Source organism: Vibrio sp. SS-MA-C1-2 (assembly GCF_021513135.1).
Classification (GTDB): Bacteria; Pseudomonadota; Gammaproteobacteria; order Enterobacterales; family Vibrionaceae.
Map to the genome: position 1 here is coordinate 969330 of NZ_CP090981.1, position 24736 is coordinate 994065.

At 40.5% G+C, this 24736-nt stretch carries 12 protein-coding genes and 2 pseudogenes; 7 read left to right on the forward strand and 7 right to left on the reverse strand.

Annotation, left to right across the window (positions count from 1 at the left end):
- Nucleotides 1-115: 115 nt before the first annotated feature.
- Nucleotides 116-823: a DNA/RNA nuclease SfsA gene (gene sfsA / locus L0B53_RS09120; RefSeq protein WP_235061758.1), complete on the reverse strand. Its 708-nt coding sequence runs from the start codon at nucleotides 821-823 to the stop codon at nucleotides 116-118.
- A 246-nt stretch (nucleotides 824-1069) separates the two neighbouring features.
- Here sfsA and hrpB point away from each other — a divergent pair.
- A pseudogene (hrpB, locus tag L0B53_RS09125) lies at nucleotides 1070-3675 on the forward strand (ATP-dependent helicase HrpB).
- Nucleotides 3676-3804: 129 nt separating this feature from the next.
- Nucleotides 3805-6185, forward strand: a pseudogene (mrcB, locus tag L0B53_RS09130) (penicillin-binding protein 1B).
- Between the two features lie 176 nt (nucleotides 6186-6361).
- On the opposite strand, the gene hemL reads toward mrcB, so the two are convergent.
- Complete coding sequence (hemL, locus tag L0B53_RS09135; protein ID WP_235061760.1) at nucleotides 6362-7642, reverse strand: glutamate-1-semialdehyde 2,1-aminomutase; 1281 nt, start codon at nucleotides 7640-7642, stop codon at nucleotides 6362-6364.
- A gap of 290 nt (nucleotides 7643-7932) precedes the next feature.
- Here hemL and clcA point away from each other — a divergent pair, with 290 nt between their 5' ends.
- Nucleotides 7933-9348 carry a H(+)/Cl(-) exchange transporter ClcA gene (clcA, locus tag L0B53_RS09140; protein ID WP_235061761.1) on the forward strand — a complete coding sequence of 472 codons (1416 nt, stop codon included), beginning with the start codon at nucleotides 7933-7935 and terminating at the stop codon, nucleotides 9346-9348.
- Between the two features lie 100 nt (nucleotides 9349-9448).
- Nucleotides 9449-9790 (forward strand): iron-sulfur cluster insertion protein ErpA, encoded by a 342-nt coding sequence (gene erpA, locus L0B53_RS09145; protein ID WP_235061762.1) that lies wholly within the window; start codon nucleotides 9449-9451, stop codon nucleotides 9788-9790.
- Between the two features lie 147 nt (nucleotides 9791-9937).
- On the opposite strand, the gene L0B53_RS09150 is transcribed toward erpA, so the two are convergent.
- Nucleotides 9938-11281 (reverse strand): peptidoglycan DD-metalloendopeptidase family protein, encoded by a 1344-nt coding sequence (locus tag L0B53_RS09150; protein ID WP_235061763.1) that lies wholly within the window; start codon nucleotides 11279-11281, stop codon nucleotides 9938-9940.
- Nucleotides 11282-11540: 259 nt separating this feature from the next.
- Here L0B53_RS09150 and tyrS point away from each other — a divergent pair, with 259 nt between their 5' ends.
- Nucleotides 11541-12728, forward strand: a complete 1188-nt coding sequence (gene tyrS / locus L0B53_RS09155) for a tyrosine--tRNA ligase (protein ID WP_235061764.1) — start codon at nucleotides 11541-11543, stop codon at nucleotides 12726-12728.
- Between the two features lie 143 nt (nucleotides 12729-12871).
- Here the strand turns inward: tyrS and L0B53_RS09160 are convergent, their stop codons facing one another.
- From L0B53_RS09160 to gltB, 4 genes are all read right to left on the reverse strand, one after another.
- Nucleotides 12872-13483 (reverse strand): TRIC cation channel family protein, encoded by a 612-nt coding sequence (locus L0B53_RS09160; protein ID WP_235061765.1) that lies wholly within the window; start codon nucleotides 13481-13483, stop codon nucleotides 12872-12874.
- A gap of 220 nt (nucleotides 13484-13703) precedes the next feature.
- On the reverse strand, nucleotides 13704-14402 hold the full coding sequence (mtnN, locus tag L0B53_RS09165) for a 5'-methylthioadenosine/S-adenosylhomocysteine nucleosidase (protein ID WP_235061766.1): 699 nt from the start codon (nucleotides 14400-14402) through the stop codon (nucleotides 13704-13706).
- A gap of 353 nt (nucleotides 14403-14755) precedes the next feature.
- Complete coding sequence (locus L0B53_RS09170; protein ID WP_235061767.1) at nucleotides 14756-16225, reverse strand: glutamate synthase subunit beta; 1470 nt, start codon at nucleotides 16223-16225, stop codon at nucleotides 14756-14758.
- On the reverse strand, nucleotides 16218-20756 hold the full coding sequence (gene gltB, locus L0B53_RS09175) for a glutamate synthase large subunit (protein WP_235061768.1): 4539 nt from the start codon (nucleotides 20754-20756) through the stop codon (nucleotides 16218-16220). Before gltB ends, L0B53_RS09170 begins: the two co-directional genes overlap by 8 nt.
- 621 nt (nucleotides 20757-21377) lie before the next feature.
- Here gltB and L0B53_RS09180 point away from each other — a divergent pair.
- Both L0B53_RS09180 and arcB read left to right on the forward strand, forming a co-directional pair.
- A complete protein-coding gene (locus tag L0B53_RS09180) occupies nucleotides 21378-22319 on the forward strand; it encodes a TIGR01212 family radical SAM protein (RefSeq protein ID WP_235062215.1) in 942 nt (313 codons plus the stop codon).
- A gap of 18 nt (nucleotides 22320-22337) precedes the next feature.
- Complete coding sequence (gene arcB / locus L0B53_RS09185) at nucleotides 22338-24683, forward strand: aerobic respiration two-component sensor histidine kinase ArcB (RefSeq protein WP_235061769.1); 2346 nt, start codon at nucleotides 22338-22340, stop codon at nucleotides 24681-24683.
- Nucleotides 24684-24736 lie beyond the last annotated feature (53 nt).

Genomic DNA, 24736 nt, shown 5'->3' on the forward strand with positions numbered 1-24736 from the left:
TTGACCTAGGGTCAAAATAGGGCGGTATCTATATCAGAAACAAACAGTATAAGCAAATTATTCTTGTTAATTAAGTTAACTGTTGTGAACGTTTTTGCAAAAATTAAGGTTTTCATTAATTAATAAAAATCACTTCATGAGTGAGAGATACTCCACTTGGAGAGAGTTCTGCTTTGTAGGCAATGACTTCAACTCCTGCTTTTATGGCTAAACCTAACAGAGTGGCATACTGAGGATCTATCTCCTTAGCAACGGCAACATCTTTGATAGCCGAATGTAAAACAGTATAGAGCAAAACGGCTCTTTTTCCTTGTTGTGCGATATCGGTTAGTTCTCGAAGGTGTTTTTGTCCTCGCTCCGTTTTAGCATCAGGAAAATAACCATGACCTTGATCCTTTAATAAAGTGACGCTCTTAATTTCAATATAGCAATCTTGACGTTCAGGGTTTGTCAAAAGTATATCAATTCGACTATTTTCTTGCCCATACTTTACCTCACGTTTAAGGGTGTCATACCCTTGTAGTTGGGGAATCACACCATTGAGAATCGCCTCTTCTGCTAAACTGTTTGCTTTAACCGTATTAATGGCGATAAATGCACTCTCTTGAGTCTCGGTGAGTTCCCAACTGTAAGGGTATTTACGTTTAGGATTGTTAGAGTCACTATACCAAACGGTATCACCGGGGGTAGCACATCCCGTCATTGCTCCTGTGTTAGCGCAATGAATCGTGGTGATTTCGCCATTTTCTAGTTCAATATCGGCTAAGAAACGTTTGTAGCGTTTTATCAATTTTGCAGCTTGAAGTGGTGGTGAAAAATACATAGTCATCCTTTATTAAATCTTCTAATCATCAGCGTGTAATTATTTTATCCTATCTCCTTCCTACTTGAAGTTGTTAGGGTATTGGCATCATTCGTTCGGCCTAATTATATAATATACACCTATACTCATGGAGCCTCACTCATTTACCGCTGACTAGGGGCTCCAATTACTTTAGGTATAAATGTTTAGCTATCCATCGAATAGCAGTAAAATAACCGAGATAACTCTGACTTTTAAGGTGTTTTTGTGACGACATTACCGATTGATCAAGTAATAGATCCAATCATTGCTCAATTAGCGAGCAATACTCAATTAATTATCAAAGCACCTCCAGGCGCGGGTAAGTCAACACGCTTGCCTCTTGCTTTATTGGATGCGGTTAATCATGGTCGATTAACATTAAATGGGCGCATATTAATCTTAGAGCCCCGTCGCTTAGCAGCAAAGAATATTGCGAATTACCTAGCCTCTCAACGTGGTGAAATGGTGGGTGATTCGATTGGATTTCGGGTTAGAGGGGAGAATAAAGTTAGTGGTAATACCCAAGTCGAGATTATTACCGAGGGTGTGATGACTCGAATGCTACAGCAGGATCCTGAGTTATCTGGTATTGGCATGGTGATCTTTGATGAATTTCACGAACGCAGTATTCATGCTGATTTGTCATTAGCTTTTTCTCTCGATGTTCAAGCTGCATTACGAGATGATCTTAAATTGGTGGTGATGTCTGCAACCCTTGATCAACAGGCATTACAATCTCTTCTTCCTGAGGCTAGTTATATTGAATCAGAAGGGCGCAGTTATCCCGTAGAGATTGCGTATCAAACGATCACTGGAGATAAAAATCTTTCTCGAAACCTTTCGCAAAGTTATCGTTTTGATCAAACCATTAAAGCGGTGGAAAAGTTACTACTAACTCAAGAAGGATCGTTATTACTCTTTGCTCCGGGGACTTATGAGATCCGACAATTAGAACAGCGATTAATTGAGTGTATAAAACAGAATGCTCAACTACAACGCGACGTGATCATCGCTCCTTTGTATGGCAAGTTATCCTCAAAGCAACAACAGCAAGCGATTGAACCGTCTAAAAAAGGTCAACGGAAAGTAGTGATAGCGACCAATATTGCTGAAACTAGTTTGACCATTGAAGGTATTCGATTAGTGGTTGATAGCGGATTGGAACGTATAGCAAGCTGGGATCCAAAAAGTGGTATTTCTCGATTGGAGACCAAACGCATTGCTAAGTCATCGGCGATTCAACGAGCAGGTCGTGCTGGACGTATTGAGCCGGGATACTGTTTACGTCTCTACAGTATCGATCAATTTGAACGCCAACCTGAAGTCGCTTCTCCAGAGATTTTACGTTCTGATCTCACATCTCTCGCTTTAGATCTTATTCAGTGGGGATGTACTTCCGTTGATGAATTACAATGGTTAGATCAACCAAATGGTCGCGCTTTGGATCAGGGTTATCAGTTATTAATTCAACTTGGTATTCTTGATCAGCAAAGAAAGATCACGACGATTGGTCGTCAGGTGGTTGAGATTGGTAGTGATCCTCGATTCGGGGTTATTTTGACTCAGGGATTACGTTTATCTCAGCAGAAAAAAATCCGATTATTTTAACTTCTGCATTGTTGTTGGTGGCGCTGCTGGAACAAAATTTATCACACTCTTCCGTTGATCTTGTTGTTCAGTTGCAACAACTCACAACTCATTCAAGTGGGCACTATTTTCCACAGAAAGAGCTAATCTATCGTCGAGCGGAGCAGCTTCATCATCGTTTAAATAGCCAAGCACCTTTAAATAAAAAGTGGCAAATTTCTGCTGAGTGGATTGGTCTATTGTTAGCGGTAGGTTTCCCCGATCGTATTGCTCAACAGCGATCACAAAATAATCAGGATCAGTTTTCTCATTACTTGTTGGCAAATGGTCAAGGTGCGTTATTAGATGAGACGGCGCGACTAGCACAAGAAAAGATAATCGTGGTTAATCATTTAATGCTTAACCAAGGGCGAAGTGAGAGCAAAATATTTACTGCTGCAGCGGTTGACCTTGAGCAGTTAAATGCCGCTTTTCCTTATCTGATTAAATGGCAAGAAGTTGCAGAATGGGACGAAAAACGAGGCCGCCTGATTGCTGAAAAAAGAGAGCAATTAGGGACATTAGTGATCAGTAAAAAAGCGTTAAATAATCCGAGTCAAGATCTTGTCGCTGACGCGTTAATTAAAGCGGTTCGACGTAAAGGGTTATCAGTGCTCAATTGGCAAGATAAGAGTGAAAGCTTATGGTTACGTTATCAATGTGCGTGTGATTGGGTGCCCGAAGAGATCCTAGACAAAACGAAAGAGACAAAGGATAAGATCAATAATCAATGGTTATTAGATCATTTAGATCAGTGGCTGCTCCCTTATTTAAATGGTGTTAATTCGTTAAAAGGATTAAAGGGGGTTGATATTTATCAAGCTCTAGAGAATTGGTTTGGTTGGGATCGTGTTCAGCAACTAAATAAACTCTTACCGACCCATTACCAAGTTCCAACAGGGGATCGGATGAGAATTCGTTATCAGCTTGGGCAAGCACCAACATTATCAGTTCGATTGCAGTTGATGTTTGGTGAACCGTTAACCCCAAGTATTGCCAATAAAAAAGTTAAATTGGTGATAGAGCTTCTTTCTCCTGCTCAACGACCATTACAAGTTACTCAAGATTTAGCCGCATTTTGGCAAGGGAGCTACAAAGAGGTGCAGAAAGAGATGAAAGGACGTTATCCTAAACATATTTGGCCAGATAACCCCGCAGAGCATCAACCAACGGCGAAAACGAAACGAAATTTTCAACGTCATTAACGGGGTATTTAGTGCCTTATGACAGAAAAAAGACAATTTATAGTGAGAACAGTGTTAGAGTTATCATCCTCTATGGCGCGTTTTGAACGAGTTACGCCCCTTATTTGTTGAATATTAATTAGAACGTATATGACTGCCAAAAAACCGAGTACGACGCAAACTAGTAAGCCTAAAACGACCAGGAAAGCGCCGACTAAAAAAGCCAATACTAATAAAAGAAGTACTAGAAAAAAAGTAAACCAGCAAGAAGCCGACTTTTTCGACTTTCTATATTAGGTTTAAAACTTTCGGTGGTAGTCATCGTGATTTTATTTGCAGTTGGTGTCTACCTCGATAGCATGGTGCGAAATAAGTTCGATGGTCAAATGTGGCAGCTTCCTGCCACCGTTTATGGACGTGTACTTTATCTTGAACCAGGTATGAATATTAGTCATGCCGATGTGAAGCGTGAATTAGATTCTCTAAAATACTTAAAAGTTCAACATCCTCGTCGTCCGGGAGAGTATTCTTCTTCCAAAACAAAGATTGAATTGATCCGTCGTCCCTTTGATTTTGAAGATGGGCCTTCACCTTCTCGTCATGTAATGCTGATCTTTGCCGATCATCAATTACAATCGATAAAAAGCGTGACTAATGAGAAACCATTAGGCTTTGTACGTATTGAACCTAAAATGTTAGGGATGCTAAATACAGGCAGTGATGAGCAACGGATCTTTATTCCAAGAGAGCAATTCCCTGAGATCTTAGTGGATGCTTTGATTGCGACGGAAGATCGTGGTTTTTATCAGCATGATGGCATCTCTCCTCTAGCTATTTTACGTGCTATGGTTGTGAATTTAAAAGCAGGTAGAACGGTACAAGGGGGAAGCACTCTTACTCAACAGTTAGCAAAAAATCTGTTTTTAACTCGTGACAGAACAATCTGGCGTAAGTTGCAAGAAGCTTATATCGCTGTTGTTATTGATCATCGTTATAGCAAAGATCGTGTTCTTCAAGCTTACTTAAATGAGGTCTACTTAGGGCAAAATCGAGGCAGTGAAGTACATGGTTTTGGTTTGGCGGCACGCCTCTATTTTGGACGCCCAATCCAAGAATTACGAATTGATCAGTTGGCTTTTTTAGTCGGCTTAGTGAAAGGGCCTTCATTTTATAACCCATGGCGCTACCCAGAACGTGCGCTTAATCGTCGTGACTTAGTGTTAAAGCTGATGTTACAACAGAATATTTTAACGCCAAATGAATACGAATCAGCGGTGGTTCGCCCTCTTGATATTCAATCATCACCAAAAGTGGCGAGTCGCCAGCCAGCATACTTTCAATTAGTTAAAAATGAATTGAAAGAGAAATTAGGCAGTATATTTAAACCTGGGCAGGGTTTTAGAGTTTTTACGACACTTGATCCGATTTCTCAAGAAGCGCTTGATTCATCTGTTTCAATGATGATTCCACAACTTGAACGTCGATCGGGCAAAGGAATCGAAACCGCAGGGGTGATTGTCGATCGTCAAACTGGAGAGATTCGAGCCATTGTTGGAGGTAGTAAGCCGGGCTATGCTGGATTTAATCGCGCTATTAATGCCAGCCGTCAGATAGGCTCATTAACCAAACCTGCTGTTTATCTATCAGCATTGAGTCAGCCGAAAAAATACCAATTGGCGACGTCATTGCAAGATAAACCCTTGTCGATAAAAATGGATAATGGCGAAACGTGGACGCCACGAAATTATGATCGTAAATATCAAGGTGAAGTTCCTCTTTATTTGGCATTAGCTAAATCATTAAATGTTCCCTCAGTAAATTTAGGGATGAGCGATGGTTTAGATAATGTCATTTCGACGTTAACCAAGTTAGGCGTCGATCGTAAAGAGATCCCTGATGTGCCGTCAATTCTATTAGGTTCTTATACTTTGACACCATTGGAGGTAAGCCAAATGTTTCAAACCATTGGTAATCTTGGTGGGCGTAGTCAATTAACGGCATTACGTTCAGTGGTGGGTTTAGATGGCATTAGTCATTATCAGTATTGGCCGAAAAGCAAACAGGTTGTTGCTAAGCAAGCATCATGGTTAACCCTATACGGAATGAAGAAAGTGGTGACGCAAGGAACAGCTCGTTCATTACAGAGTAAATTTTCCTCTTATCAGTTAGCTGGAAAGACGGGGACAACGGATAATAACCGTGATAGTTGGTATGTTGGCATTGATGGTAAAGAAGTCGCGACCATTTGGGTGGGGCGAGATGATAATAAACCAACGAAATTAACAGGGGCATCTGGTGCACTCAAAATTTACCGTGAATATCTTTCTTTACGAGGGGCGACACCACTCCAAATAGGTTGGCCACAAGGAATTAAAACCTATAAGTATCATTTGAATGGTCAGAATACATTAATTGAAGATTGTAGCGGCACAACATCATTACCAGTCTGGGATGAGAGTAATCACTGGAAGAAAAAATGCGAACGTAAACCGTTAAAATGGATCAAGTCTATTTTTCATATTGGTGACTGATTTTGTTGATAAAGGCGGATAAAAAACTGATCTGGTTAGTCGGAGTATTGAAATGAAAAAGTGAGGCTTTTATCTATGATTTATAGACATTTTGCCTCACTTTTATTTGTATGAATCAACAACGGTTATGATGTTGTTTCACCGATTTTGAATTTTGTCATTTTATCGGTTTTAACTTACTTCGCCATCTCAGCAAAAGCGTGATCGACAGCAACAAGTGTCGCTTCAATATCTTCATCAGTATGAGCGAGTGATAAAAAGCTGGCTTCAAATGCTGATGGTGCTAGGTAAATTCCTTGATCTAACATTAGGTGGAAGAAGGTTTTAAACTTATCAACATCACATTTAGCGACATCTTGGTAGCACGTGATTTGTTTTTGGTCAGTAAAGAAGAAACCAAACATACCACCAACCACATGAACAAGCAGATCAATGTTATGTTTCTCTGCAGCGGTTGCAAAGCCATCGGCTAATTTCTTGGTCAGGGCAGCTAATTGCGCTTCTTTACCATCTAATTCAGTTAGACATGCTAAACCAGCAGCCATGGCGATTGGATTACCAGAAAGTGTGCCCGCTTGATAAACAGGGCCCGTCGGAGCAATATACTGCATCACTTCCTTCTTACCACCAAATGCGCCAACCGGCATACCACCGCCAATCACTTTACCTAGTGTGGTTAGATCTGGTTTTACATCGTAGTAATCTTGAGCGCCACCTTGAGCGACACGGAAACCAGTCATCACTTCATCAAGAATTAATAGAGACTCTTGTTGGTCACAGACTTCACGTAACTTCTGTAGGAAATTATCAACGGGTGGAATGCAGTTCATGTTTCCGGCAACTGGCTCTACAATGATACAAGCAATTTCACCTGGGTATTCTGTAAATGCCTGTTTAACTGATTCGATATCATTGTAAGTACAAGTTAGTGTGTGCTTTGCAAAATCAGCAGGAACGCCTGGAGAGTTAGGTTGACCAAGTGTTAATGCGCCTGAACCTGCTTTTACTAATAGGCAATCAGCATGACCATGATAACAACCTTCAAACTTAATAATTTTGTCACGACCGGTAAAACCACGCGCTAGACGAATTGCACTCATGGTTGCTTCTGTACCTGAACTCACCATACGTAGCTGTTCCATCGACGGTACCATCTTAGAAACAAGGTTTGCCATTGTGATTTCAACTTCAGTTGGTGCACCGAAGCTTAAACCATTTTGCGCGGCTTTAATCACGGCGTCACGAATTTTCGGGTTGTTGTGACCTAAAATCATTGGTCCCCAAGAACCGACATAATCGATATATTTGTTCTTATCTACATCGTATAGGTAAGCTCCATCAGCATGATCGATAAATACGGGATCACCGCCTACACCAGCAAAAGCGCGAACTGGAGAGTTTACGCCACCTGGAATAATTTCTTGTGCTTGGTGAAATAACACTGATGATTTAGACATTTTCTATTTTCCTATTTAAATGCAAATAAATTTTATAGCTATTCTATACTGAAATGAAATTAATGCAGCTAAGTTAAAGAGGAAAATATATTAATGGAACCTAATTTTCTATTATTTCCTGTCTAAAAAGTGACATGAACAGGTCATAATATCGCCTTATCTATTTATGGATAGTTGATCGCCTTTCATTTAGGTCTTTACTTAAGATGTTAATTTGTTTTAAGTGCTTGTTTAATATCAATTGTTTTTATCTAGTTCTCCATTTAATCTTTTATGCCGGCCAAACCCAGATGACTAACTCAACTAAGACTCATTCCGTTCAACAAGAGCAACTACATCCTAGTGGTTTAGTGCGCCGTTTTTTAAGTCGGGATAGAACTCCTATCTCGGTTTTACTGCTATCTGCCGTTGTTGGTGTTGTCACTGGTTATATAGGTACTTTCTTTGAAATGGCGGTTTCTTGGATCTCTGAGAATAGAACCTCACTATTAAAAGAGAGCGTTGGAGATCATCTGTATTTGGTTCTGGCATCTATTTTAGTCAGTGCAGTTTTAGCGGTTATTGGTTTTGTTTTAGTTCGTCATATGGCTCCTGAGTCTGGTGGTTCAGGTATTCCTGAAATCGAAGGTGCGATGGATGAGATTCGGCCTGTGCGTTGGTGGCGTGTTCTTCCTGCGAAATTTATTGGTGGTTTAGGGGCTTTAGGTTCAGGCATGGTACTGGGACGTGAAGGGCCAACCGTACAAATGGGGGGGAATATCGGGAGTATGATCTCTGATATTTTTCGTCTTCGAGATAAAGAAGGTCGTCACTCACTCCTTGCAGCCGGTGCTGCGGGTGGTTTAGCGGCAGCATTTAATGCACCACTTGCGGGGATTATGTTTGTGGTTGAGGAGATGCGTCCTCAATTTCGGTACAGTTTAATTTCAATTAAATGTGTCACCATCTCGGCGGTACTTTCTACTGTTGTCTTTCGTTCTCTACGTGGACAAGAAGCTATTATCTCAATGCCATCTTATATTGCCCCTCAGTTAGAGTCTTTATGGCTATTTTTGTTACTTGGTGTGTTATTTGGTGTTTTTGGCGTGCTATTTAATAAATTAGTGGTCATGACCTTGGATGGATTTGTTAAGTTCCATCGTCATGATTTTAAACGTTACTTGATTATGGCTGCATCAATTGGTGGATTCTTTGGTCTACTGATCATCTATTTACCTCAATTAACGAATGGTGGAATATTCTTAATTCCTGAAGTTGCTGCGGGTAATTTATCTATTTCATTACTATTAATGCTCTTTTTAGCACGTTTAGCCGTAACATTAATCAGTTTTGGTTCTGGTGCACCGGGAGGCATTTTTGCACCCATGCTGGCACTAGGTACTCTGTTTGGTACGGTATTTGGTGTCGTTGCTTCTCACTTCTTTCCATCTTTAGGACTTGAGCCAGGGATGTTTGCTATTGCAGGAATGGGCGCGCTTTTTACTGCGACAGTACGTGCACCTGTGACTGGAATCCTATTAGTTATTGAGATGACAGGGAATTATGAGTTGATTCTCCCTCTTATTATTACCACAATTGGTGCGACAATTTTGGCGCAAGCGTTAGGTGGCAAACCAATATACTCCCAGTTACTTGAAAGAACGTTAGATAATGAAGCGAAGGCGAGAAAAGAGAAAGAATTGGCGGAAGAAGCAAGTAAATTGTGATCAATTGCTCTATCATGACAATAGATTGATGGATAGTACTTGAACGAATCACTCAGGTATTAGATAATTCGATATAAGTTAATATTGATGTGAGGTTGAGATGAGCGATGCTCCTATACCGCTAAGTTTTACTGATAAAGCGGCGCTACGTGTGAAGACATTGATAGCAGAAGAAGAAAACCCAAATTTAAAGCTACGTGTTTATATCACAGGTGGTGGTTGTAGTGGCTTCCAGTACGGCTTTACATTTGATGAAAAAGTCAATGAAGGTGATATGGTTATTGAAAACCAAGAGGTGACTCTGGTTGTTGATCCAATGAGTCTTCAGTATCTGATGGGCGGAGCTGTTGATTATACAGAAGGTCTTGAAGGTGCACGTTTCTTCGTTGATAATCCAAATGCAACAACAACTTGTGGTTGTGGTGCATCATTTAGTGTTTAAAAACCTTTTTTAATACTAAATTCAAAATAGAATATAAAAAAAGCCTCAAGTAAGAATAACTCGACATGAGTCATCTTACTTGAGGCTTTTTTGTGCCAGCAACTTTACTCATCTATAAATGAGAAAGTTAAGATACTATGTTGAGTGTTAACCTTCTTCCGACACAATTAAGCGGGATAAGACTAAGTTTGTTGAGATGCTTTTATACTGCTCAAATTGTGCTTGTTGTTTCGCAGCGAGTAGTTGAAACTCTTTTTTCTTCTCACCTTTAAGCGAGGCTGCTTGAGGTAACTTGACGGTTCTTGGATTACGGTGAACACCGTTAACTAAAAACTCATAATGTAGGTGAGCACCGGTAACACGTCCCGTGCTGCCTAATGTTCCAATTGTTTGTCCCTGTTTCACTCGCTGCCCTGTTTTAACCATTCTTTTCGTTAAATGAAGGTATTTAGTGATGTAGGTGGAGCTGTGTTTAATAAAGACATAATTACCATTAAAGCGGTTATAGCCGGCTTTCATCACGACACCATCGCCAGCCGCCCAAATCGGTGTACCTCTCGGAGCGACATAATCTGTTCCTCGATGTGAGCGTACTTTGCCGGTTACAGGGTGTAAACGACGAGGATTAAACCCTGAGCTCACATATCGGAAATTGACAGGAGAGCGCAAAAAGGTTTTACGCATCGCTTTTCCTTCTGGGGTGTAATATTTACCTGTCTTATCACGAATCGTGGTGAATGTTTCTCCCTGATTGGTAAATTGTGCCGCTAAGATATGACCAGGGCCAATATATTTACCATCAGCATAACGCTCTTCATAAAGCACTGAGAAGTGATCATTTTTGCGAATATCAAGTGCAAAATCGATATCCCAACCAAACATACCGGCTAATTCCATAATTTGATTTGGTGTTAAGCCAATATTTTCTGCGGCTGCCCAAAAGCTTGATGATATCGTGGCTTGAGCAAAATTATCTCTTGTTTCTACTTCACTATTCACTGTTTCCGTTTGATAGCTATCACCATGTTTCATCATGACTAATTCAGATGTCTTGGAAAGCGGTTTAATTAATGTCATTAACTGATTATCAGAATTTAATCCTAATTTAAAGGTATCACCGGGTTTAATACGAGTGAGAGCTTTATTTTTTTTATCAGCATTAACTAAACGATAAAGGGTATTCGCGGATAGCCCTTGTTGCTCAAAAAGTAGCGCTAAACTATCCCCAGACTTGATGGTAATCGTTTTCCAACTAAGTATCTCTGATGGTTGTTCTACTTCGGTTATTTTTTCTGTTAATGGTGAAATTGGAAGGGAGTAAGCTTTACCAATAATCCATTTGGTTTCTGGCTTTTCAATATCCATGGTTGGAAAAATTAAAATAACGATTAACAATAAGCCAATAATAGCGATAAGTTTACGATGAAAATGAGGCAATGCTTTTTTATATTTTTGTGATGACATGGATAATAAAGAGTTTAATAAGTGCATAATTTATATTTGATTGTAACTTCTTTAATTGGATATCTCTATTAAGAGTAGAGTAATAATATTATTTATGAGGCATAGGATTAAAATTGTCATTGATTAACCTTTTTTTGACGATCTTTAACCTGATTCTCACTAAACCTAACGATAATGATGCATGTTGTCATCAGAGGTGGTGTTGATTATCGTAAACAACTAAAGCAATCCGAGTTATCTATTGGTATGATAGAGGAATATTTTTTATTATTTGGAGTTGATAGCAATGACAACCATGGAAGCTGCTTTAGCAGAGATTAAAAGAGGCGTTGAAGACCTTATTCCTGAGAGTGAGCTGATTGAGAAATTAAAAGAAAATCGTCCTCTACGTATTAAGCTAGGTGCAGATCCAACAGCCCCTGATATTCATTTAGGCCATACGGTTATCTTAAATAAGCTTCGTCAATTCCAAGAGTTAGGTCATGAAGTTATCTTCTTAATTGGTGATTTCACTGCAACTGTTGGTGATCCGAGTGGTAAAGATTCAACTCGTCCACCGTTAACACGTGAACAAGTTCTTTCAAATGCTGAAACCTATAAAGAACAGATCTTTAAAATTCTAGATCCTGCTAAAACACGCATTGAATTTAACTCGACTTGGTTATCCGAGTTGGGTACAGAAGGGATGATTCGTCTAGCGGCTAGCTCAACGGTTGCTCGTATGCTTGAGCGTGATGATTTTAAAAAGCGTTTTGCTTCAAATCGACCAATTGCTATCCATGAGTTTATCTATCCATTACTACAAGGTTATGACTCAGTTGCACTAGATGCGGATGTGGAGTTGGGGGGAACTGACCAACGCTTTAATCTATTGATGGGACGTGAGCTACAAAAATCTCATGGTCAATCACAACAAACCGTCTTAATGATGCCACTACTTGAAGGCTTAGATGGCGTTGATAAGATGTCTAAATCTAAGCATAACTACATTGGTGTGAGTGAAGCACCTAGTGAGATGTTCGGTAAGATCATGTCGATCTCTGATGTCCTAATGTGGCGTTACTATGAGCTTCTCTCTTTCCGTCCACTGGAAGAAGTCGCTCAGTTAAAGCAAAATGTTGAAAATGGAACGAACCCTCGTGATGTGAAGATCTTACTGGCAAAAGAGATCATCGCTCGCTTTCACACAGAAGCAGATGCAGAAGCGGCAGAGCAAGAGTTTATCAATCGTTTCCAAAAGGGTGCAATGCCAGATGAAATGCCTGAGTTTGAAATGGTTCAAGGCATCGCGATTGCAAACTTACTAAAAGATGCGGGTCTTGTTAATTCGACGTCAGATGCCATGCGTATGATCCGCCAAGGCGCGGTGAAAATTGATGGCGAGAAGGTTACTGATACCAAACTTGCACCAGCAGCAGGTCAAGCTATATATCAAGTGGGTAAGCGTAAGTTTGCTCGCGTAACGATTGCTTAATTGCTACTTTAAGTTCGAAAAGTATAAATAACAGATTATATACTCAACGAATAAGTCGCCGTTATTAAAAAGCCCTGAGTAAAATGATGAATATCTATCGTTTAACTCAGGGCTTTTTTATTTCATATGGGAGTGGAATTACATTAGCGTGATAAGGCAAAAGTAGGTAACGATAAATGCCAACGAATAGCGGCTAAACGGATTGCTAATGTTGTGATAATACCAGCAAGTGTCGCAACTGTTGTATCTAAACCAAGAGATAGACCGACGGTGTGTACCGTACCTCCGATAATACAAGCTGTTGCGTAAACTTCTGTTCTTAATACCATCGGTACTTCACGAGCAAGAACATCACGAATAATACCGCCACCACAGCCTGTTAATACACCCATCACAACAGCTATTTGTGGCGATGCGCCAAATCTCAGCGCTTTTTCTACACCAATCGCAACAAAAACCGCTAAACCTATCGCATCGGAAACCGGTAAAATATACCAAGGAAGGCGTTTAGGTTGTCGAACCAATACCATAGTAAAAAGACAAGTGATAAAAATGACCCAAAGGTACATCGGGTTGGTGATCCAAAATACCGGCGTTGCCCCTAAAACCATGTCTCGAATAGTTCCACCGCCAATCGCGGTTACACTAGCTAGAACGACAACCCCAAAAGGGTCCATTCTCAAACGCCCAGCAACTAGGACTCCAGATGCCGCAAAAATAGCGGTGCCGAAAAGATCAAGCATGTAGATAAGCATAACGAAAACCTAAAAAGAGAAAAATATTTTTAATAAGGAGGGGATTGTACGATTAAAAAAAAGCATCTCCACTAATAACCGTTAAAATGTGATGATACTCACTTAAAAAATATATAACTGGCATAATAAGAAACTTATTGCACTTCGAACAACAAAAAAGGCGAAGTTTATTAGACAAACTTAGCCCTTTTTATTTGCTCTGATTGCTATTTAATGTTATTTATTTTAGCAATTCAACCATCTTTTCAACCATCTCGGATGAGCTTTTAGCCGCAAGGGGTAAGAACTCTTCAAAGCTCATTGGTGACTCTTTATCTGCGACATCTGAAATAGCACGAACAACAACAAAGGGTATTTTATATTGATGGCAAGCTTGAGCAATTGCAGCCGCTTCCATCTCAACAGCAATAACATCAGAGAAGTGAGTACGGATATATTGTTGTTGTTCAGTAGTATGGACAAAAGCATCACCGGTACAGATTAGGCCACGCACGGCATGCGTTTCTTCATCCATCATCTTTAATGCTTTTTCAGCGATAGTCATTAAGTTTTCATCAGAACTAAAGCGTGGCGGCATTGCCGGTAATTGCCCCATCTGATAACCAAACGCGGTTACATCAGCATCATGGTAACAAACCTCATTTGAGATAATCACATCACCAAGAGAAAGTGTGGCATCGAAGCCGCCAGCAGAGCCCGTATTGATAACCATATCTGGCTTGTAGCTTTCAAGAAGCATTGAAGTACCCACTGCGGCAGCAACTTTACCAATACCTGATTGGAGTAATACAACGTCTTGACCATTGAGTTGCCCCGTATAGACGTTACAACCAGCACGGTTATCTGTTTGTAGGTTTTCAATTTTAGTTTTTAGGATAGAAACTTCTTGTTCCATTGCACCGATAATAGCAATTTTCATCTTTATTTTCTCTAGTAACGCGATAATGCCCAGAATTGTAGCACATAGAAAACAAGATCAGATCATCAAAAACGGGGAGTTTACTATTTTTAAATGGGTGTTTTTTGCACTACTTTTAAATTAACTTATATTAAATGTGATCTTTTTGTTTAGTTATATGGTGTTTATAACTGTTTTGAGTGATTGAAGTACTTAATGCGCTATTTTATCAACAATAAAAAAGACCCATCCCTTGAGCGTGATTATTTCACTAAAGGGATGGGTCTTTATTTCTTGTTTACTTGATGCTGCTATCTATTAATTATGCTTATTCAACCATTAATTAGTAGCGCAACTTAAACTCATTATGGATCTTAGTTTGCAAGCATTAACGAGTCTGCTTTCGCTTCAAGGTTTGAGTTACCCATTAGATAGGTATCGATCTCAATTGCCGCTTCACGACCTTCATTAATACAACGCACAACGAGTGATTGACCAGTACGCATATCACCCGCAGCAAAAACACCTTTCTGGTTAGTGGCATAACCTTGACTCGCTACATTACCGCGCTCATCAAGTTTAATATCCAGTTGAGCTAAAACACCTGTTGGTTCTGGGTGTAAAAAGCCCATGGCAAGGAATGCTTGATCACATGGAATGATACGTTCACTACCTTCAACTTCTTTGAACTCTGGACGAGCTCCTTTTTCTGCTGGTAGCCACTCAATATCCGCAATCTTTAATGACTTAACATTGCCGTTTTCATCACCAATAAACTCTTTGGTTAAAATATTCCAGTGACGCTCACAACCTTCTTCATGAGAAGTCGTGGTTTTCATGATCATTGGGTAGCTTGGCCATGGTTGAGATGCTGGACGTTTCTCTGGTGGACAAGGCATGATTTCAACTTGGGTGACTGATGCTGCAACATGACGATTTGAAGTACCAACACAGTCAGAACCTGTATCACCACCACCAATAACAACAACATGTTTACCTTTGGCATGAATCGGCGTTGTTTTTAGATCCATATCATTGGCACGACGGTTGTTTTGGCCAAGGAATTCCATAGCAAAATGAACGCCATTTAGCTCACGACCTTTAATGGGTAGATCACGAGGTACTGTTGAACCACCCGTTAGTAGGATGACATCAAAATCTTGACGAAGTTGACGAGCATTGATGTTAACACCAACATGGGCATTAACTTTAAACTGGATCCCCGCCTCTTCCATGATATTAATCTTACGATCGATCACTTCCATCGAAAGTTTAAAATCAGGAATACCAAAGCGAAGTAGGCCACCGACTTTTTCATCACGTTCAAAAACAGTGACGCAATGACCTGCACTATTTAACTGTTCAGCAGCGGCTAAACCTGCCGGGCCTGAACCAATAATAGCAACAGTTTTTCCACTACGACGTTTAGGGATTTTCGGTTGTGCATATCCTTTTTCGTAAGCAGTTTCAACAATGGTCTTTTCAATATTACAGATGGTAATTGGATCTTGATTAATCCCTAACACACACGCACTTTCACAAGGTGCAGGGCAGACACGACCTGTAAACTCTGGGAAATTATTGGTGCTACTAAGGATATTCCAGGCCTCTTTCCAGCTTTTACGATAAACCGCATCGTTAAATTCAGGAATGATATTACCGATTGGGCAGCCGTTATGACAAAACGGTACGCCACAATCCATACAACGAGACGCTTGGTCAGTGATTTTCTCACCAAAATCTTGGTTTAAGACAAACTCTTTATTGTCTTGAATACGTTGTTGAGGGTCGCGCTTCCCTGGTAGCTCGCGACCGACCTCTAGAAAACCTGTTGGCTTACCCATTTACGACCTCCATATCTAGCTCAGACTGCTGCTTCTTTTTCAGTGCAGCTTTATAATCTCTCGGCATAACTTTAACGATTTGTTGTAGGTTATGTTCGATATTATCTATGAATGTAGCTGCAACGTGACTGTTAGTTAATGTGTGATGCTCTTGGATCATCGTCTTCAATAACGTGATATCTTCGGCATCTAGTGGATCAAGATCAACTAACTCTTGATTTACTTTCTGATCAAAGTCACCAAATTGATCCCAAACATAAGCAATACCACCACTCATACCTGCGGCAAAGTTACGACCAGTTTGACCAAGGATAACAGCGATACCCCCTGTCATATATTCACAACCGTGGTCACCAATACCTTCAACAACAACCTTGGCACCCGAGTTACGAACACAGAAACGTTCACCTGCGACACCACGAATATAAGATTCACCTGATGTTGCACCGTAGAAACAGACGTTACCTACGATGATGTTATCTTCTGCCACAATGTTACTTGTCTTACTTGGATAAAGTACTAACTTACCGCCAGATAAACCTTTACCCCAGTAGTCATTCGCATCACCTTCAACTTCAAAGGTTACGCCCTTAGCGAGGAATGCACCAAAGCTTTGACCCGCAGAACCATTGAACTTAACTTGCATTGGTTGTGGTAAGCCTTGGTCTTTATAGACTTTTGAAATTTCATTTGAGAGCATGGTACCTGTACTTCTATCGGTATTAACGATAGGGAAGCATGCATTAACTGCGGTGCCACTTTTCAGTGCCGGTTGTGCCTTCTTTATTAGTTGTCGATCAAGCACATCTTCAAGACCATGCTGCTGGGAACACTGGTTGTATAAACCATCTTGCTCACGCGGCTTCTCTCTATGTAGAACCGGAGAAAGATCTAAGTTTTGATATTTCCAATGCTTGATATCGTCACGGATCTTCAAGCGTTGTGATTGACCCACCATCTCATTGATAGTGCGGTAACCTAGCTCAGCCATCATTTCACGTAGACCTTCAGCCATGTAATTGAAGAAAGTAACAACATCTTCGACACGACCATCAAAACGCTCACGTAATGTTTTGTTTTGGGTTGCGATACCGACAGGGCAGGTATTTAGATGACACTTACGCATCATGATACAACCTTCAACGACTAATGCAGCGGTTGCAACACCCCACTCTTCCGCACCCAGTAACGTTGCAATTGCAAGGTCACGAGGGGTCTTCATCTGACCATCTGACTGAACAACAATACGGTTACGAAGTCCATTTTTGATCAGTGTCTGGTGGGTTTCAGCTAGACCTAATTCCCATGGCAGACCGGTATGACGGATAGATGAGATTGGTGAAGCACCAGTACCACCATCAAAACCTGCAATCAGAACAACGTCAGCTTTTGCTTTAGCAACACCAGAGGCGATAGTACCAACACCCGCTTCTGATACCAGCTTAACGTTAACACGGCTTTCGCGGTTCGCATTTTTCAGATCATAAATTAGCTGAGCTAAATCTTCGATAGAGTAGATATCGTGATGAGGTGGTGGTGAAATTAGACCTACACCCGGCGTCGAGTGACGAGTTGCACCGATCCAATCATCCACTTTATGACCTGGAAGCTGACCACCTTCTCCCGGTTTTGCACCTTGAGCCATTTTAATTTGTAGTTCAGCTGCATTTGTTAAGTAGTAAGACGTTACCCCGAAACGGCCAGAAGCTACCTGTTTGATTGCTGAGCGTTCCCAGTCACCGTTCTCTTTCTTCTCAAAGCGGATTGGGTCTTCACCACCTTCACCCGAGTTTGATTTCGCGCCAATACGGTTCATCGCAACCGCTAAGGTTGAGTGAGCTTCATGAGAAATTGAACCAAAACTCATCGCGCCAGTAGCAAAACGCTTTAAGATCCCTTCAACTGACTCAACCTCTTCGATAGGGATTGAACCTGCTGGGTTACGGATAAAGTCTAACTGGCTACGTAATGTTGCTGCATCGTCGCCTTGTGAATCGACAGTCTGACAATATTTTTTGAACGTATCGTAGCTCTTTTCACGAGTTGATTCTTGAAGTAGAGAGATAGTTTCAGGGTTAAATAGGTGCTTTTCACCACGTTGTTTCCACTGATAAACCCCACCGACATCTAATGTTTGCGATGGAACTTCACGGGTTGGATAACCGAAGCGATGACGGATTAATACTTCTTTGGCGATATCGTCGATAGTCAAACCTTCAATACGAGAAACGGTGCCAGTAAAGTATTTATCGACCACTGAGCGGCTAATACCTAGCGCTTCAAAGATTTGAGCACCATGATAAGACTGTAGTGTCGAGATACCCATTTTTGAGAAGATCTTCAACAAGCCCGCATTAATCGCTTTACGGTAGTTATCAAATAGTTGATCTAATGGCTTCTCACGATCCAAACGACCCGTTGTTTGTAATTGTGCTAATGTCTCGGTCACTAAGTATGGGTTAACCGCATTTGCGCCATAACCTAATAGAGTGGCAAAGTGGTGAGTTTCACGCGCATCACCCGTCTCAATCACGATGTCACACTTAGCACGCAAACCTTTACGGATTAGGTGGTGATGAACTGCACCAACCGCCAACATTGCAGGGATCGTTGCGTGGTTTGAGTTCACTGCTCGGTCAGTTAGGATAATGATTGAGTAACCATCAACAACCGCATCTTCTGAGTACTGACAGATACGTTTTAAGGCACGCTCAAGCTTCCCTTCTTCACCACTTGCTCTAAATACGATATCTAATACTTTTGCCTGTAGATGATCGTTATCGATAGCACGCAGTTTTTCTAATTCAGAATTACTTAGAATTGGGCTCTCTAGCTCAACTTTTTGACAGTGTTCTGGTGTCTCAGTCAGTAAGTTATGGTCACGACCTAAATAGGTTTTTAGTGACATTACCATACGCTCACGAATTGGATCGATCGGCGGGTTAGTGACCTGAGCAAACAGCTGCTTAAAGTAGTTTGATAAGTGTTGAGACTGGTGAGATAAGATCGCTAATGGCCAGTCTGCACCCATGGCGCCGAGTGGCTCTTTAGCATCTTTTGCCATTGGGAGAATGATCTCATTGATCTCTTCACGACTGACACCAAAGGCTTGCTGGTGGCAAAGTAGACGCTCTTCTGATGGTAGTTGATGGCCTGTCTCTGATTCTGGCAGCTTGTTTAAGCTTAATAGGTTATCAGTGATCCATTGCTCATAAGGTTTCGATGAGGCAACAGACTCTTTGACTTCTTCATCTGAGATGATGCGACCTTGCTCTAAATCGGCAACAAAGATACGCCCAGGCTGTAAACGGCCACGGTAACGCACATTTTCTGGCTCGATTTCAACAACACCGGTTTCAGATGCCATGATAAGGAAATCATCGTTTGTAATGGTATAACGGGAAGGACGCAGGCCGTTTCTGTCTAATGTTGCCCCGACTTGTACACCATCGGTAAAACAGACTGACGCAGGGCCATCCCAAGGTTCCATGATATTGGCATGGTATTGATAGAAAGCGCGACGTTGGTTACTCAGTTGTTCATTTTCTTGCCATGCTTCAGGAATTAGCATCATTAAGGCATGTGGAAGAGAACGACCAGATAGAACTAATAGCTCTAGTGCCATATCAAAGCTTGCTGAATCCGAGCTGCCATCTTGGCAAATCGGTAATAGCATGCTCATCTCTTGTTCAGTAAATAGCTCTGACTGCATGATCGCTTCACGAGCTTTCATCCAGTTGATATTACCACGAACAGTATTGATCTCGCCGTTGTGAGCAATATAACGGAATGGTTGCGCTAAACGCCATTTCGGGAATGTATTTGTCGAGAATCGAGAGTGAACAAGCGCTAATGCCGTTACCATTGTTGGACTATTGAGATCGAGGAAGTACTGAGGAACTTGCTCTGTCGTTAACTGGCCTTTATAAACTAAAGTTTTATAAGAGAGTGAGTTAATGTAAAAATCTTCACCAATGTCAGAGATGCTTTCTAGGCAGACACGAATGGTGTAATTACGAAGGACATAAAGTTTACGCTCTAGTACTTCTGGTTCCATAGAGCTACCGCCAGTGACAAATACATGCTCAAACTGAGGTTCTGTGCTCTTTGGATCATCACCGATCATTGAATTATCGACAGGTAAAACACGGTAGCCAATAATATCTAGATCAAGACGTTTAGCATTACGCTCTAAAATGTCGCGACACTGTTGACGTTTATATTCATCTTTAGGGAAAAGTACAACACCGACACCATATTTCTCAAAAGAGGGAAGTTTAATATTCAACTTCTGAGTCTCTTCTAATAAAAATTCATGCGGTTTTTGCAGTAAGATACCAGCGCCATCACCACTACTTGGATCACAACCTTGACCACCTCGGTGCTCCATTCGAGCAAGCATTTCAAGTGCTTCAGTAACAATACGGTGTGATTTTCTATTCTTTAGATGGGCAACAAATCCGATACCACAAGCATCATGTTCCATTTCTGGGACATATAATCCTTGAGTCTTTGAATCGACATGCGACATAGAGTGTCCTTCCTATAAAAATCAGATACCAATTGCGGTACCTTAGTCCTTTAAATAATGTAATTAATTCTTTGGTTATACCTTTCATAACTTAAAGTTGCTAGCTACATTCGTTTGCCTACTAGCAACTCTAATTATTTCAGGTATATCGTAATTGTGGTTTCGGTATCAGAGCTGCCTTTACGCTTGGCTATATTTATTCTGATAAAGGCGAAATTAATCTTCTGCTCATGGATTGAGAGGGAAAATTAGTGTTTTTTTCGCATTGATTACGATCTATTGAGTGAAATTCCTACATACCTACTCAATAAATACCAATATCACAGGTAGATTTCAACTATTAGGTGATAAAAATGTAAATATGATGAAAATAAATGTGGTGTTTATTATTGCTTTTTTAGGTTGTTTATACTTTCAAGCTCAACTTTGGCAGTTTAAGTGACTTATATTTTCACTTTTCTGGGGTGAAATCTTGTCTTTGTGGCTTTTATTGGTTGATTAGCTCTTTGATGTGATTGGGTGAAATCTTGAGTTTTTATGAGTTACGGTTCAATTTTCTATTGTGTTTAATAAAGTGCTAAAATAGTGACGTCTCCTCTTTTATATTGGCACTTTAAATTTATGCAGTTACATCACTATATTAATACCTTTGGTCAAGACCTTCAGCGCCGTTATGGGGAAAAGGTACATAAACTCACGTTGCATGGTGGCTTTAGCTGTCCCAATCGTGATGGAACGATCGGTCGAGGAGGTTGTACATTCTGTAATGTTGCCTCTTTTTCTGATGAGCAAGCGCAACACCTTTCTATTTCAGAACAACTGCAGCAACAAGCGAAAGGCGTAAATCGAGCAAAACGTTATTTAGCTTACTTTCAAGCCTATACTAGTACTTATGCCGAAGTGCAGTTACTAGAGAAAATGTATCAACAAGCATTAGAAACTAGTGATATTGTCGGTCTTTGCGTTGGAACTCGCCCTGATTGTGTTCCTGATTCTGTATTATCACTTCTGTCTGGTTATCAACAGCAAGGTTATGAAGTGTGGTTAGAATTAGGCTTACAAACGGCTAACGACAAAACCTTAAAACGTATTAATCGGGGCCATAACTATCAGTGTTATCATGATATTACTCAGCGAGCCCGTGCTCTAGGATTAAAAGTCTGCACCCACTTAATTGTTGGGCTTCCTGGTGATAGTGAACAAGACAATATGAACACGTTACAGAAAGTACTTGAGACAGGTACAGATGGCATTAAATTACACCCTTTACACATTGTTAAAGGGAGTAAAATGGGACAAGCGTGGCAAGCTGGGCGCATGAATGAGTTATCTCTAGAGACTTATAGTAATATAGCGGCAAAAATGATCAGGAATACTCCTGCTGATGTGGTTTATCATCGAGTATCGGCTGCGGCGAGGAGACCGACTTTGCTTGCGCCGTTATGGTGTGAAAATCGTTGGGCAGCAATGACTGAGATCGGCAGGAATTTAACAAAAGATGGTGTGCAAGGAAGTGCGATTGATGACTCATTTATCTTTTCGCCAGTTAAAAATAATTTGTAGTAGGTGGTTAATTAACAGATGAAGCAGATAAAACTATTGGCCCAATATTATGTCGATTTATTGGTTAAGCTTGGGATTGTGCGATTTAGCTTATTATTAGCATTAGGGTTAGTGGCCTTAGCTTTAATTGTACAGATAGGGATAACCCTCGCACTCCAAGGTGTGATTGAAGATATCGATATTGTTCGTTCGGTTTTCTTTGGTCTTTTAATTACCCCTTGGGCTGTCTACTTCCTCTCGATCGTGGTGGATCAATTAGAAGAATCTCGTCAGCGACTCTCTAAATTAGTCGGAAAACTTGAAGAGATGCGATCCCGAGACATGGATCTTAATGATCAATTACAAGAAAATATTAATCAATTAAACCTTGAGATTGATGAGAGAAAGAAAGCAGAAATTGCCAGAAATGAGGCGATTATCGATCTTGAAAATGAGGTTTATGAGAGAGAAAAAGCGCAATTAGAGTTAAATGAGCAGACGGTTTTATTACGTTCATTTATCGATGCTTCCCCTGATCTTATCTATTATCGTAATGAGAAAGGACAGCTATCTGGTGCGAATAAGGCGATGGAAGAGCTGACAGGAATGGCTCAAGATCAAATGATTGGTTTGACGCCTTGGGATCTTTATAAAAAAGAGATTGCAGAGAAGATTGTAGAGACGGATGAACAAGTATTTAGCGGCGATATTGCCGTTACCTATGAGCAGTGGTTAGAGTATACCGATGGACGAAAAGCCTACTTCGAACTTCGTAAGGTGCCATTTTATAATAAAAATGGCACCCGTCTTGGATTGGTTGGTTTTGGACGAGATATTACTGAACGTCATCGCTACCAAGATGCTTTAGAGAAAGCGAGCCGAGATAAAACGACATTTATCTCAACAATTAGCCATGAGTTACGTACTCCACTTAATGGTATTGTTGGATTAAGTCGCATGCTACTTGATACTAAATTGAATGATGAACAGCGAGATTACCTGCGTACGATTAATGTCAGTGCAATTACTTTAGGTCATATCTTTAATGACATTATCGATATGGATAAGTTTGATCGTCGTCGACTTGAATTGATGAATACACCGATGGATTTTATTGAATTTATTAGTGAAATTGAAAATTTAGTCGGATTGATGGCGGAACAAAAAGGGCTGATATTTACCCTTGATCGATTAACAGATTTACCGCAGTACATTAGTGTTGATGGAACTCGTTTACGTCAGGTGTTATGGAATATTGTAAGTAATGCCGTGAAATTCACTAAAGAGGGCGAAGTTTGGCTCCGAGTTGGTGCTGATGTTTATGATGACTATGCTGAAATTGAATTTGAGGTAGAAGACTCTGGGATAGGTATTCCAGAAGAGGAAATTGAAAATATCTTTGCGATGTATTATCAAGTGAAGAGTGGTAAAGACAATCTTCATGCGGTAGGAACTGGGATTGGTTTGGCTGTTTCTCGTGAGATCATACAATTGATGGATGGGGATATTACTGTCCGAAGTGATGAAGGTGAAGGTAGTTGTTTTATTATTACCATTAAAGTGCCGTTGGTCGATATGCCGAAAGATGAAGAGGCGATGCCAGCGTTACCACAATCAAGTTTGCGTATATTAATGGTTGAAGATATTGAACTGAATGTCTTGGTCGCTAAAACCTTGCTGGAAAATTTAGGGCACCAAGTAACGGTTGCAATGTGCGGTGAGGATGCCCTCGCTTGCTTCGAGCCAAATAAATTTGATCTGGTACTATTGGATATTCAGCTTCCAGATATGACAGGTTTTGATATTGCACAAAAGCTACGTCAAGATTACGATAATTTACCGCCACTCATTGCACTAACAGCGAATGTATTGAAAGATAAGAATGAATACTTAGAGCAAGGTATGGATGAAGCGCTAAGTAAACCATTGAGTGTTAAAGCAATTAGTGAGGTGATTAAAAATCATGCGCTAATTTGTCATTTAGAGGCACCTGAAGAGGAGGAGCCTGAGTCGTTAATTAATGAAGAATCTGTGTTAGATGTCGAGATGCTAACTTCATATATCGATATTGTTGGTGTCGATCCTGTCCTCGGTAGTATTTCTCTATTTGAAGAGATGATGGAAGGTTACGTTGATATCCTTGAGTCGAACTTAATCGCCAAAGATCAAGATAGTATTGTCTCTGAAGCACATAAGATCAAAGGAGCTGCAGGTTCTATTGGGTTGAAGCGTATTCAACAAGTGGCTCAACAAGCACAATCGCCAAATATTCCAACATGGTGGGAAAATATTGATGATTGGATTGATGAGATCAAAAACGAATATCAGAATGACATTAATTTGCTTAAAGTATGGTTAGCCGATTATGCTGCCAATAAACAATAAGCTGACTTGATTGGGATAAAATAAAAAAGCCCCGAATTAATTATTCTCAATAG